Source organism: Hahella sp. NS-SX17, assembly GCF_057367735.1.
In genome coordinates this window covers 2,336,975-2,350,473 of sequence record NZ_CM170632.1, presented here as the reverse complement: position 1 = coordinate 2,350,473, position 13,499 = coordinate 2,336,975, and the positions used below count along the sequence as shown (strand labels likewise).

The 13,499-nt window shown below is 55.3% G+C and carries 11 protein-coding genes; 7 read left to right on the top strand and 4 right to left on the bottom strand.

Translation table 11 applies throughout. The features are described 5' to 3' along the window. Window positions 1-15: 15 nt before the first annotated feature. Window positions 16-1,536: an acetaldehyde dehydrogenase ExaC gene (gene exaC, locus AC2IBB_RS10640; protein ID WP_486332836.1), complete on the bottom strand. Its 1,521-nt coding sequence runs from the start codon at window positions 1,534-1,536 to the stop codon at window positions 16-18. A gap of 206 nt (window positions 1,537-1,742) precedes the next feature. Here exaC and AC2IBB_RS10635 point away from each other — a divergent pair, with 206 nt between their 5' ends. The 4 genes from AC2IBB_RS10635 to AC2IBB_RS10620 all read left to right on the top strand — a co-directional run bounded on the left by AC2IBB_RS10635 (window position 1,743) and on the right by AC2IBB_RS10620 (window position 7,110). After that, window positions 1,743-2,651, top strand: a complete 909-nt coding sequence (locus AC2IBB_RS10635; protein WP_486332835.1) for a helix-turn-helix domain-containing protein — start codon at window positions 1,743-1,745, stop codon at window positions 2,649-2,651. 153 nt (window positions 2,652-2,804) lie between these two features. Continuing rightward, window positions 2,805-4,766: an endo alpha-1,4 polygalactosaminidase gene (locus AC2IBB_RS10630; RefSeq protein WP_486332834.1), complete on the top strand. Its 1,962-nt coding sequence runs from the start codon at window positions 2,805-2,807 to the stop codon at window positions 4,764-4,766. 220 nt (window positions 4,767-4,986) lie between these two features. Further along, entirely contained in the window at window positions 4,987-5,658 is a 672-nt protein-coding gene (locus tag AC2IBB_RS10625; protein WP_486332833.1) for a response regulator transcription factor, read from the top strand. 33 nt (window positions 5,659-5,691) lie between these two features. After that, window positions 5,692-7,110 (top strand): sensor histidine kinase, encoded by a 1,419-nt coding sequence (locus AC2IBB_RS10620; RefSeq protein WP_486332832.1) that lies wholly within the window; start codon window positions 5,692-5,694, stop codon window positions 7,108-7,110. 354 nt (window positions 7,111-7,464) lie between these two features. Here AC2IBB_RS10620 and mtnC read toward each other — a convergent pair whose 3' ends face one another. From mtnC to AC2IBB_RS10605, 3 genes are read right to left on the bottom strand one after another with little or no spacing between them, the layout of a single operon-like run. After that, window positions 7,465-8,166, bottom strand: coding sequence for an acireductone synthase (mtnC, locus tag AC2IBB_RS10615; protein WP_486332831.1), 702 nt, complete (start codon window positions 8,164-8,166; stop codon window positions 7,465-7,467). Then, a complete protein-coding gene (locus tag AC2IBB_RS10610; RefSeq protein WP_486332830.1) occupies window positions 8,166-8,723 on the bottom strand; it encodes a 1,2-dihydroxy-3-keto-5-methylthiopentene dioxygenase in 558 nt (185 codons plus the stop codon). The genes mtnC and AC2IBB_RS10610 overlap by 1 nt, the downstream gene beginning before the upstream one ends. Next, on the bottom strand, window positions 8,720-9,346 hold the full coding sequence (locus AC2IBB_RS10605) for a methylthioribulose 1-phosphate dehydratase (protein ID WP_486332829.1): 627 nt from the start codon (window positions 9,344-9,346) through the stop codon (window positions 8,720-8,722). Before AC2IBB_RS10605 ends, AC2IBB_RS10610 begins: the two co-directional genes overlap by 4 nt. Before the next feature lie 216 nt (window positions 9,347-9,562). Between AC2IBB_RS10605 and AC2IBB_RS10600 the strand changes: the two genes are divergently transcribed. The 3 genes from AC2IBB_RS10600 to aspA all read left to right on the top strand — a co-directional run bounded on the left by AC2IBB_RS10600 (window position 9,563) and on the right by aspA (window position 13,499). Beyond that, window positions 9,563-9,817, top strand: a complete 255-nt coding sequence (locus AC2IBB_RS10600; protein ID WP_486332828.1) for a hypothetical protein — start codon at window positions 9,563-9,565, stop codon at window positions 9,815-9,817. 23 nt (window positions 9,818-9,840) lie between these two features. Continuing rightward, window positions 9,841-12,012, top strand: coding sequence for a tRNA(Met) cytidine acetyltransferase TmcA (locus AC2IBB_RS10595; RefSeq protein ID WP_486332827.1), 2,172 nt, complete (start codon window positions 9,841-9,843; stop codon window positions 12,010-12,012). 74 nt (window positions 12,013-12,086) lie between these two features. Continuing rightward, window positions 12,087-13,499 (top strand): aspartate ammonia-lyase, encoded by a 1,413-nt coding sequence (gene aspA, locus AC2IBB_RS10590; RefSeq protein WP_486332826.1) that lies wholly within the window; start codon window positions 12,087-12,089, stop codon window positions 13,497-13,499.

Here is a 13,499-nt window from a genome sequence, read left to right as displayed (position 1 = left end):
GTCCCCTGTCTGTATTTAGAAAAAGCCTAGCGGATTAATGTCATAACTCACCAGCAGATTCTTGGTTTGCTGGTAGTGTTCCAACGCCACCTTGTGGGTTTCCCGTCCGACGCCGGACTTTTTGTAACCGCCAAAGGCGGCATGCGCTGGATAGTGATGATAGCAGTTGGTCCATACCCTGCCCGCTTTGATTTGCCGCCCCATCCTGAACGCCAGATTGATATCCCGCGTCCACACGCCGGCGCCCAAGCCATACTCAGTATCATTAGCGATACGTAGCGCTTCATCCTCCGTTTTGAAAGTAGTGACCCCAACTACCGGACCGAAGATTTCCTCCTGAAACACTCTCATGTCATTACCGCCTTTCAATAGGGTCGGCTGGATATATAAGCCGTCCTGCAGATCGCCGTTAAGCTTTTCAATGCCGCCGCCCAACAACACTTGCGCCCCTTCTTTGCGGCCGATTTCGATGTAGCTGAGAATTTTATCAAACTGCTCTTGAGACGCTTGCGCACCAACTTGAGTGTCAGTATCCAGAGGGTTGCCCCGTTTTATGGTTTTGGTGCGATCAATAACTCTGCCGATGAAATCGTCGTAAATAGACTCATGAATCAACGCCCGCGAGGGGCAGGTGCAGACTTCGCCCTGATTGAAAAACGCCAGCACCAGACCTTCCACGCACTTGCTGATGAAAGCCTCTTCCTGGCGCAGGATGTCCGCAAAATAGATATTGGGGGACTTGCCGCCCAGCTCCACAGTAGAAGGAATAATATTTTCCGCCGCGCATTTCAGAATATGCGAGCCGACAGGCGTCGAGCCGGTGAATGCGATTTTGGCGATACGCTTACTGGTGGCCAACGCCTGACCGGCTTCCTGGCCCCAGCCATTAACAATATTCACCACGCCCGGGGGCAGCAAGTCGCTGATCAGCTCCATCAGCACCAATATAGAAGCTGGCGTCTGCTCCGCCGGCTTGAGCACCACGCAGTTGCCCGCCGCCAGCGCCGGCGCCAGTTTCCAGGCCGCCATCAGAATCGGGAAGTTCCAGGGAATGATCTGCCCCACGACGCCCAGCGGTTCATGGATATGATATGACAAGGTATTGGCGTCAATTTCCGCCAGCCCGCCCTCCTGAGCGCGAATACAGCCGGCGAAGTAGCGGAAATGATCTACTGAGAGAGGAATATCCGCCGCCAGGGTCTCCCGCACCGGCTTACCGTTATCCCAGGTCTCCGCCACAGCCAGGATTTCGAGGTTTTGCTCAATGCGGTCAGCTATTTTCAGCAACAGATTGGAACGTTCAGTAGCGGATGTTCTCCCCCAGGCGTCTTTGGCTTTGTGCGCCGCATCCAGCGCCAGTTCGATATCTTCTGAACCGGAGCGGGGGATTTCGCAGAATTTCTTACCATTAACCGGAGAGATGTTGTCGAAGTAGCGGCCTTGTACTGGCGCCACCCATTCGCCGCCAATAAAGTTCTGGTAGCGGGCTTTGAAGTTAACCAAGGCTTTATCGAGACCAGGTTGTTCATAAATCATGCCGTTGTCCTCTCTATTTTTGTTATGGCTACTTGTCGTTATGGACTGCGCCTGCCGGGCGCGGCGGCGCTACCGCCATAGGGCCACTTTAAACCTCTGGACAGTGGCTCTGCTTATCTGTTAGTACATATCTGTTGTCTGTGAGTCCACGGACACTGAGGTCTGCTGGTTACTCCCAAAAATAAAAACACTGACGGGTGACAGAGGTGACAAGAGCAATAGCCATTGCAGCCCGCGAGCCACGCGAGCTGATAGAAAACAGGGTCTCCTTCGCCGGCCCTAACTCGGAGTTGAGCGTCTACGACACCTATCTCCCCGCGCAAAGCGTCGGCCTGTCGGCGGACGAGCTGCTTTATTGCGGCATGATCAGCGGACGCAAAATTCTGCACGGTCGCGACGACTACACGGCGGAGTTTCTGCCGCAGGAATCGTTCGTGATGGCCCCCGGCGAAACCATCAGCATAGATTTTCCCGACGCTGAGCTGGACCGCCCGACCTCCTGCCTGACGGTAGAAATCTCGCGCACGCGGGTGGACAGCATTTGTTCGCATATGAACAACGTGGCGCCGCTGCATAAAGACTTTGAAGAATGGCGCTACCGCAGGGAGACGCTGCTCCACACACCTCATACTCAGGCCACCCAGGCGCTGCTTGAGAGAATGATCGCCACGTTCAGCGAAAACGGGCCAGACCGGGATATTTTGATCGATTTGGGCGTCAGCGAATTAATAGTGAGGATGCTGCGCCAGCAGACCCGCGCCTTCTTATTGGGCGCTTGTGAACGTCAGCCCGACATTAACGGCTTGGCCGCCGCACTCAGTCATATCCAGAAACATATCACACAGCCCTTGGATATTGATCAGCTCTGCAAAATCGCCTGCATGAGCCGCAGCCGTTTCTTCACCGAGTTTAAAAACCACTTCGGCTGCGCCCCTGCAGAGTTTCAACAACAACTAAGACTGCAACGGGCGGGCGAGCTTTTGCGTCAGGGTGAGTCCGTCACCCGTGTTTGCTTCGAGATGGGGTATCGCAATCTGAGCCACTTCAGCCGACGGTTCCAGCGACAGTACGGGCGCAGCCCCAGTCAATATCAGAAGCAGTTTACGACCACATAGAAACACGACAAAAAGTTCAGTTTTTGCTCAGCGCAAAAATCAAGCAATCATAATGTTCCGGTAAGTTTCTCCTGATTAGGATGAAACTGGCTCGCTCAAAAAGTGAGTCAGTCTTCCTACTTAACTAATAATTAGAACCTCAGGAGATCAGCAATGACCCAGAAGTTATTCGGTCCTTACATTTCCGCCAATCCGCCCTTCGCACGCAAACGCCTGCAACCAGCACTGGTTGCGGCTACGCTTGCCTGCGCATTGGGCCTCACCGCCTGCAACTCCGACGCAGGTACCCGGGATAATGAGACAAAAGCAACCAACAACGGCTCTGCTTCCGATGCTGGATCGCAAAACACCGCCAATATCTGGCGTCCCAAACCGGGAACAACCTGGATGTGGCAGCTGCAAAACTACGGCTCCATGAATATGAATCTGGATGTCACCGCCTACGACATTGATCTGTTTGAAGGCAGCGACAATGGTTCCAATAGCCTGATTCGGCAGTTGAAAAACAAAGGCAAACGCGTCATTTGTTACTTCAGCGCAGGCACCCGCGAAGATTGGCGACCCGATGCGGAGCAATTCACCCCTGGTTCGGTGATCGCAGATGGCGGCATGCAGGACTGGCCTGGCGAGACCTGGCTGAACATTGGCAATAAATCCGCCCTGGAACAGACCATCAAACCCATCATGGAAGCACGGCTGGATTTGGCCCGGGACGCAGGCTGCGACGCGGTGGAGCCCGATAATGTGGATGGCTACGCGAACCGGGACGAAACCCATGGCGCCATCAGCGCTTCCGATCAGCTTGCCTACAATAAATGGCTGGCGGAAGCCGCACACGCCCGAGGTCTCAGCATCGGCTTAAAAAATGACGTAGACCAGTTGCAAGAACTAGCGCCTTATTTTGATTTCGCCGTCAACGAACAATGCTACGCCTGGGGCAACGAGTGCGTGGCCTACGAGAACACTTTTCTAAGCGCCGGCAAAGCTGTATTCAATCAGGAATATTATGAAAGTGGCGAAGAAGGCGTCATCACCAAGGAGCAATTCCTCGGCAACGCCTGTTCCTATTTCGTCAGCGCCGGCATATCCGCTCTTTGGCGACAAAGCTTCGAACTGGATGGCGGAACCAGCCTGTCCTGTCCAGGCGCAACAGATCCCGGCGACGACGGGGATGGGGATGGAGATGACGACGGTGGCGATACCGGCGGAGACAATGGTGGCGACACCGGTGGTGATAACGGCGGAGATACTGGTGGTGACGGCGACGACGGAGACAGCGGCGGCGATACCGGCGGTGATGATGGAGACAACAGCGGCGATATCTGGAGCCCGACGCCGGGAACAACCTGGATGTGGCAACTACAGCGTTATGGTTCCATTAACTTGGACCTGGACGTCGACGCCTATGACATTGACCTGTTCGAGGGCAGTGAAAATGGCTCCAACAGCCTCATCCAGCAGTTGAAAAACAAAGGCAAGAAAGTCATTTGCTACTTCAGCGCGGGCACCCGTGAAGATTGGCGTCCTGACGCCAACCAGTTCACCGAGGATTCTGTCATCGTTGATGGCGACATGGACGACTGGCCCGGCGAAACCTGGTTGAACATTGGCGACCACACAGCATTGGAGCAGACCATCAAACCCATCATGGAAGCACGCCTGGACTTAGCCCGGGACGCAGGTTGCGACGCCGTTGAGCCGGATAATGTCGACGGCTACGATAACCCCGACGAAACTCAGGGGGAAATCAGCGCGGCGGACCAGCTGGCCTATAATATCTGGATCGCTCAGGCGGCCCACGCCCGCGGCCTCAGCGTCGGACTGAAGAACGATGTCGGTCAGGCGGAGGAACTCGTGGCTTACTTCGATTTCGCGGTCAATGAACAGTGCTTCGCCTATGAAGAGTGTGAGGAATATGAAGATACCTTCCTTAACGCCAACAAGGCCGTGTTCAATCAGGAGTACTACACGGACGGCGACGAAGGAGAAATATCCAAACGCCGCTTCCTGCGTCGGGCCTGCCCCTATTTCGAAAGCGTAGGAATTTCCGGCCTTTGGGCGAGAGGCTACAGCCTGAACGGACGTAACGTCGTCGCCTGCGAAGGCTATTATTAATCCTGCGTCTCGCCGCCAAGGGTGACAGGTCCTGACATGCGCAGGCCCTGTCGTTGTAGACAAGTGTCGTTGCAGGCGAATAGAAGGAAGCTATTTGTCCGCCTGATTAATAATATGGCCATGATATTGGCATGTTAATGAAAGTTGAGGCGAAAGGGCGCAGGGACGCGCCCGACTATCAGGGTCGGACAGACCGTCACTACAGGATCAAGTCCTTTTTATGCGCTTACTAGTCATTGAAGACGCCGAAATATTACGCCAAAGCCTGGTCATGGGACTGGGCGACGCCGGTTATGTGGTCGACGCCGCCGCAGACGGCGAGGAAGGTTTGTGGCTCGCCAGCGAGCAGGCCTACGACCTGATTATTCTCGACATCATGCTTCCCCGCATGAACGGATTCGAATTGCTGGACCGACTGCGCACACTGGGCGCCGACAGCCTGGTGCTGATGTTAACCGCCCGCGACGACGTTGAAGATCGCGTGCTGGGCCTCCGCAGCGGCGCCGACGACTATCTGGTAAAGCCCTTTGACTTCGCTGAATTGCTGGCTCGTATTGAAGCGTTATTGCGTCGCCGCGCTGGTTGCGCCAGCAACCTACTGGAAATCGGCGAACTGACGATTAACTTACACAGCAAGCAAGTCAGTGTCAGCGGGGCTCCCATCGCTCTGCCGCCTCGGGAGTATGCGCTGCTGGAGTGTCTGGCCTTGAACCGTCACCGCGTAGTATCCCGGCAGGAAATCGAGCACAAAATTTATGACGATAAAGTCGAGCCTATGAGCAATGTCGTGGACTCCGCCATTTCCAGCCTGCGAAAAATGATTGATCACAAAGACCGTCCTTCGTTTATCCTTACCCGCCGGGGACATGGCTATCAGATACGCCAGTCATAACCATCGACTTTCAACTTCCAAACGTTCAATGCGATGAAATCCATCCGTTTCACCACCACCTGGTTGACCTTCGTAGGCGTCAGTCTGCTGGGGCTGGCCCTGTGCTCCGCCGCCTATCTGGTTGCGCGCAAGATTCTCATCGACAACTTTGATCGCGATCTGCTGCTGGAATTTCAGAATGTCGCCAGCGTCGCCCGAGTCTGGCCGGACGGCGACTTCTATATCGATATCGACTTCGACGTGGCGACACACTATAACTCCGGCGGTTCACGCATTTTCCAGGCGTGGAGCGCAAATGGCTCAGAAATAATGGATCAGTCTCCCATGCTGGAGGAAGAAAATCGCCGTTTGTCCTACCCGCCTCGTCCTGCAGATAGAACTCCCTACTTCTTCGATCTGGAGGACAAACATCCAGCGCGGGCAGTTTTTCAGAAAGTCGACGCGCAATGGGGCTGGGCCGAGGAACAGCCCGACCTGGAGGTTTCAGAGGCCGTGCAGGGAATGCAAGTACAACTGTTGGTCGCCCGGGAGCGAGCCTCCCTGGACCAATCTATCGCGCTGCTGCGCAACTGGATGCTGGCTATCGCAGCAATCCTGCCTGCAATCACTTTTCTGATTGTTTACTTTACCATCGGCCACGGACTTAGACCGTTACGAGAACTGACATTCAAAGTCAGCGCCATTCGCTCCAGTGGCGAAAAACTGGAGGCAGATTCTCATTGGCCGCAGGAGATCACGCCGGTTGCGGATACGCTCAACGCACTGTTGAAACGACTGGACTTCACCCTGCAAAGGGAGCGACGCTTCACCTCCGACGCCGCCCACGAACTGAGAACGCCGCTGGCGGAGTTACGCATCGCCACGGACATCGCGCTACGCGCCCAGCAAAATCGGGAGCGCCTGCTGACAGCGGTGCGCCACGCGAACCACTTGTCGCATTCAATGGCCAATCTGGTCAACTCCATGTTGCTATTGGCCCGCTTCCAATCCGGGTCAAGCAAACCAGAAAACGCCTCCATCAACGCCGCCGCCTTATTCGACGAACAGCGTCAGCGTATACACGGACTCGCCAAGAAACGAGGTCTGCTGGTGCAGGCGGAAACGCCGGACACACTCATCATCACCAGCGACAAGGGACTACTCACCACTATCATGGCCAATTTATTTACCAACGCCGTGGAGTACGCCCCTCTGGAGTCCACCGTCGTCCTGACCCTGTCCGAGGGCGCCGACGGCTTTACCCTGGAAACTCAAAACACCGCGTCGGAGTTGAACCAAGAGGACCTCGACCGCCTATTCCATCCCTTCTGGCGTAAGGGCGAGTCCCGTAGTCAGCGCGACCACTACGGACTCGGCCTGGCTATAGTGCAGGAAGCCGTCGCCTGTCTTGCTTTGAAGTTGAACGTCTCATTAAATGAAGACAAAGTTCTAACCATTCGGATACAAACATAGCCGCGACAGATTTAGAGGCTTTTTAAAAACATAAAAGCCTCTTAATTTCAAAGCATTACGCCAAGACCAATCTTTCAGTTATGGCAGAGATAAACGGTTCGGAGGCTTCGCAAAAAGCCAGACAAGAAGCGCTGGATAAGGGGCGAGAAGTAAAGTCTGTCGATGATGATGATGATGGCAATATCGTAATTGATAAAAAGGACTCAAACGGGGTGACACGAACGACTATCGTTAAACGCAAAGTTGACTCATAGCCCGTCGCAATGAGCGGTCAACGTGAAAGCCGTTTAAATTAAAATCTCCTGCTAGTCACAGAAGTTTAAGGGGGCGTTCTTCATCGCCCCCTGTTTATACTCAGGCAGGCTTAATCACCAGATCAGCAAAGCTGGCGACCGCCGGATAAGTCTCCTGACGCTCGATGCCTTCTCCTCTCACCAGCTGGCACACCTGCAACTCGGCTTCCGCCGCTGCGCTGAGCTCCGCCGGCACATCGGAGAGAAACAAGACGCTGGACGCTGGCTCCGACACCTCGCGCACTATCGCCCGATAGGAGTCCGCTTCTCGTTTGCCGCCGACGCGCGTATCAAAATAGCCGCTAAATAACGGCGTCAGGTCGCCCGCTTCGGAAAAACCAAAAATCTGCTTCTGCGCCGCAACTGAGCCGGATGAATAGACAAACAAGCGAATGCCCAGCTCGCGCCAATGGCGCAGACGCTCGGCCACTTCAGGATAGACATGCCCCTTGTAGGCGCCCTCGTCGTAACCGGAGCGCCAGATCATGCCCTGCAGCGCCTTCAGCGGAGTGATTTTTTTGTCTTCCGCGATCCAGTCCAACAGCTGCTTGATCAGCGCATCCGGGCTTTTGCGGTCAACGCCGCCTAAACGAGCGACCTCATCCAATTGCTCTGCGACAGCAGGCGCGGAAAAGTTCTCCCGGATAAAAGCGTCCATATTCTTGGCGGCAAACGGGAACAACACCTCATGCACAAAACTGATGCTACTTGTGGTGCCTTCAATATCGGTGACGATGGCTCTGATTCCGTTAAACTCCGCCATTACGCCGCCTCGATCAGCTGCTCGAAGCGAGGCGCTTTAGATGCGATTTCGTCGCCAGTAAATTGCGCCACCCAGCCTTCAGGATTAGTGAACAAACGCACACAGGTGAACTCAGGCTCCGGCCCCATATCGAACCAGTGTTTAGTTCCGTTAGGAACGCTGATCAGATCATTTTTCCGACATTGCACAACATAAACCTTGTCTTCCAGGTGCAAATAAAACAGGCCTTGTCCACGCACGAAGAAGCGCACTTCGTCTTCACTGTGACGGTGCTCGTCGAGAAATTTCTTACGGAACTCATCTTTCTGTGGGTGGGCTGGGGTCAGGCTGACCACATCCGCCGTAGTGAAGCCGTTTTCCGCTTTCAGTTTTTCCACTTCAGCCTGGTACGCGGCCAGGATAGAGTCCGGCGTCGCGCCGTCTTCCAGTTCGCGGGTGGACCAGCGCTCAAAGCGAATGCCAACTTCGTTTAACTGGCGGGAAATTTCCGCGCCGTCTTCTGTAAACACCAGGGGGTGCGAAAAGTCGTTGTCGTTATAAATACGCAGGCTACTCATGACTTGATCCTCATCATCTCCAATTCACAGGCTAGCAGGAATTCCATGGCTTCCACATGGCGCAGACATTCCGCCATGGTCTCTCCCCAGGTATACATACCGTGACCGCGAATAAGGTAACCGGGGCAATCCGAATGCTCTTTCAGATATTCCACCGATAACGCGGACAACGCTTCAATATCCTGAGTGTTATCAAATATGGGAACAACACAGCGCCCTTCGTGGGTATATACGCCACGGAAGGCTTTTTGGAGTTCGTAATCTTCAAATACGATCTCCGTATTGGGACGCAATGCGCGGGAAAGCACCGTGGCGGTCACGGAATGGGTATGCAGCACCGCGCCGACATGGGGTTTCAGGTCGTAGATAACGGTATGCAGCAGGGTTTCCGCGGAGGATTTCATTTGGCTGGCCACCGCCCTCCCTTGCAGATCCACGACCATAATATCCTGCGCTTGCAGACGCCCTTTGTGCTTGCCGGATACCGTGATGGCGATGTTGGCGTCGTCGATGCGCGCGGAGTAATTGCTGCTGGTGGCGGGAGACCAGCCGGCGCCGTACAAAAACTTGCCGGCCTCAATGATTTCCTGCGCGCGAAGGGAAAATTTATGCAAATCAAACACAGTGGGTCCCCCTGAAATAATTGGCCGGTATTATAAGCGCCTCCGCCCTGTATTTGTATGGTTTCATCAGCATTCAAGCCATCTATGCGAACACTCTATAAAAACGCCCCATACGAACGCGCTATATGATCTCGTGCGGCGCTGCTAACATAGACACCACAGAGCCGACATGTTTGCACAGCCGGTTCCAAGGCCAACCACAGTGAGGAGCACAGGATGGACATTTCAGCGGAATTGAGCTTTTACCCCTTCACCAGCGACTTCAAACCACCGGTTCGGGACGTCATCAAGCACCTTGAGCAGCAATCTGGCGTGGATGTCCGCCCCAACCGCATGAGCACTCAGGTATTCGGTTCTTTCGACGATGTCATAGCGGCGATTAACGCCACGATGCGCTGGTCATTCGAGCGTTATGACAGCTGCGTGTTCGTCACCAAATTCATGAACAGCGACCGCACTCCAAAAGACTGACCCGACGCAGAAAACGACCATTCATGCAGTATTCCGTTCTTTCTCAAGGCGAGAGCTGGTCCGACGCCCTGGCGTCCATCCACGCTTCCGCCCGCGCGGCCAATTTCAGACTGCCTGTTTTAATTCAAGGAAACGCTGCTGAAATTGAGTCCGTGCTTTGGCCAATATTGGATGCCTTAGATCCCAGACAGAGAATGATTTGGGTCGGAGCCCCTCCCTCCCCACCCACCTCCTTCAGGGCCAACCTGGAAACCTTGGAAGCCGCTCGCTTTCAAACTCGGCTCGGACAAGAGGCCGACTGCCTGATCTATGACGCGCGCAACGGATTCCATGCAGATGCATTCGCCGCACTCACTGGAATAGTACGCGGCGGCGGCGCACTGCTCCTGCTGACTCCTCCGGCCCGGGAGTGGCCAACATTCGACGATCCAGACTACCGCAGGCTATTGGCGCATCCGTTTACCTACCAGGATGTCGAAGGCCATTATCTACGCCATTTGCAAAGCCATCTGAGCATCGCCCGCGGTTGGCTGCGAATCACATTTACGAATAACGCAACTCCCGTTGTCAGTCACACTGCGACAGGTCATTTATCCAATACCCGCGCAGACGCAGGAACAGTTTCTCAGTCCGCCGTGATAACCGCGCTGCGTTCGCTGGCGGCCAGACAGCAGGACGCCTTGGTGGTGACCGCAGACCGCGGTCGCGGCAAATCCGCCGCATTGGGCGTTGCAGCGGCGCACCGAATCGCAGAGCGTATGGAAACCATTGTGGTGACGGCGCCTTCCTTCGCCGCCGCCGCCACTCTTTTCAAACACGCGGAAATGACCTTCACGGAACTGGGACTGGATCAGGAGCAGTTAAAACGGCGCCTTACCTTCATTGCTCCCGACGACCTGCTCCAACGCCTTCCCACCGCGGACATGCTGCTTATTGATGAAGCAGCCGCAATCCCAACACCGATCCTCGCGTCTCTGATGGACTGCTATCCCACCATAGTCTTCGCCACTACGATTCATGGCTATGAAGGCACCGGACAAGGGTTTCCGCTGCGCGTCTTTCCTCTCCTGAATAAATGCCGCCCGGGATGGCGACGCCTCGCGATGTCGCAACCGGTTCGCTGGTCTCATGGCGACCCGTTGGAGGCGTTTATTAACGAGGCCCTGCTAGTCAACCTATACCAGCCCGCTCCCCTTCCGACAGAATGGAGAGAGACCGAACTATGCTTCGAAAAGCTTGATGGCCAGACGCTGCTACAAAGTCCGCAGCAGCTATCCGAAATATTTCAGCTGTTGACCCTGGCCCACTACCGCACGACCCCGGACGACTTAAGGACTCTATTAGACAGCCCAGGATTGGACACCTTCGTGCTAAAGGCGCAAGACCGTATACTGGGCGCCGTCCTACTGTCCCACGAGCGCCCGTTCACCGAGCCGTCATTGATAGAAGCGATCTGGCGCGGCGCCCGACGCCCTCGAGGTCACTTACTGCAACAGTTGTTCGCACAGCAGATGGGCATTGCCGAGGGCTTGCGTCTTCCTATGGCGAGGGTCATTCGCATCGCGGTGCACCCTGAACGCCAGAGACGCGGCGCTGGCTTATGGATGTTGCAGGCGTTAAAGAAAGCTTTGCAAGAAACCGACTGCGCTCTGATTGGCGCCAGTTTCGGCGCCTCCGATCCACTATTGCAATTCTGGGAACAGGCCGGTTACCGTTTGTTGCGCCTGGGCGGCAAACGGGATCATGTCGCCGGCGCCTACGCAGCCTGTGTGGCCACGCCTCTCACCCCACAGGGTAAAACACTGATAGCGCATGCTTACGCTCGCTTTGCTCGTCGTAGCGCTTTCGATGGCCGTTATGTTTTCGCCCATGAGCCCTGGATACTTTCTCGACTCCCCTCTGTCCCATGTGAAGCATTGAAAGCTGCGGAAATCGAGCTAATAAAATTGTTTGTGAAAGAGCATCGGCCCTACGAAAACGTCGAAGATCTCTTGCTGGAATTGAGCGCATCCAGCGACCCACCTGACTTGGATGAAAAAGCCGCTGCGCTCTGGAACGCCAAAGTACAACAACAGAAAGACTGGAGCGAAGTCTCCCTGCTGACAGGCTTAAGCGGCCGAAAACAAATCATCGCCCGTCTGAGAGACTGTGCGCAGAGGTTGCTGACGTCGCTCGAAGCCCCGCAGGATAAGTGATTCTACGAGATTGCAGCGGTCCGGCCGCCATGTTTCCATTGCCTGCATAATTGTTGGCCATGCGAGAAGTATCTATGACCGAGGTTCGAATCGAACACGACTTACTGGGTGATGAGCCCGTTCCCCGGGACGCGTATTACGGAATTCAAACCCAACGCGCCAAGCAGAATTTCAACATCACAGGCGTTCCCATCAGCCACTTTCCAGAACTGATCAACTCCCTGGCCATGGTCAAAATGGCGGCCGCCCGCGCTAACCAACAAACCGGCCAGCTAAGCGACGCCAAAGCGGACGTCATTGAAGCGGCCTGCCGCGACATTATCAACGGCGGCTATCACGACCAGTTTATCGTCGACCTCATTCAGGGCGGCGCAGGCACGTCCACCAATATGAACGCCAATGAAGTGATCGCCAACCGCGCGCTGGAGATCATGGGACACGTCAAGGGCGAGTATGAATTCCTGCACCCCAACAACGACGTTAATATGTCTCAGTCCACCAACGACGCCTACCCGACCGCTGCGCGACTCGCCATTATCTTCGCCTCGGAACCGCTGAGCGCTGCGCTGTCTGACCTGATCAAGGCTTTGGAAGAGAAGTCACGTGAGTTCGCTGACGTCATCAAGATGGGGCGTACGCAGTTACAAGATGCGGTTCCCATGACCCTGGGCCAGGAGTTTGGCGCTTACGCCGTGACGCTGCGCGAAGATATTGATCGCATCAGCTATGCGGCGGGCCTGCTGCAGGAAGTGAATCTGGGCGGAACCGCTATCGGCACCGGTCTGAACGCGCACCCGGATTACCCTGACCTGGCGATTGATGCGCTCGCGGACATCTCGGGCAAACCGATGCAATTGGCGCACTGCCTGGTTGAAGCCACCTCAGATATGGGCGCCTTCATTCTGTTCTCCGGCGTACTCAAGCGCCTGGCCGTAAAGCTGTCGAAAGTCAGCAACGATTTACGCCTGCTGTCCAGCGGCCCCCGCGCAGGTTTCAATGAAATCAACCTGCCTCCCATGCAGCCCGGCTCTTCTATCATGCCCGGCAAAGTTAACCCGGTTATCCCTGAGGCCATGAACCAGACGGCGTTTCAGGTCATCGGCAACGATCTCGCCATCACTATGGCGGCGGAAGCCGGGCAGCTGCAGCTGAACGCAATGGAGCCATTGATCATTTACAACTTGCTTAGCGGCATGCGTATGCTTGGCGAAGCCATCAAAATGCTGGAAACCAAGTGCATCGCCGGCATTACCGCCAACAAAGAGCACTGTGAAAACACCGTTAAGAACAGCATCGGCATCATCACCGCACTGAACCCTTTCATCGGTTATCAAAACGCCACGCGCATCGCCAAGAAAGCGCTGCATACCGGGCGCGGCGTTGTGGAGCTGGTGCTGGAGGAAGGGTTGTTGACTGCAGCGCAACTGGATGATTTGCTGCAACCATCCAAGATGCTTTCCACGCGCAGAATCAAGCCGCGCGGGTAA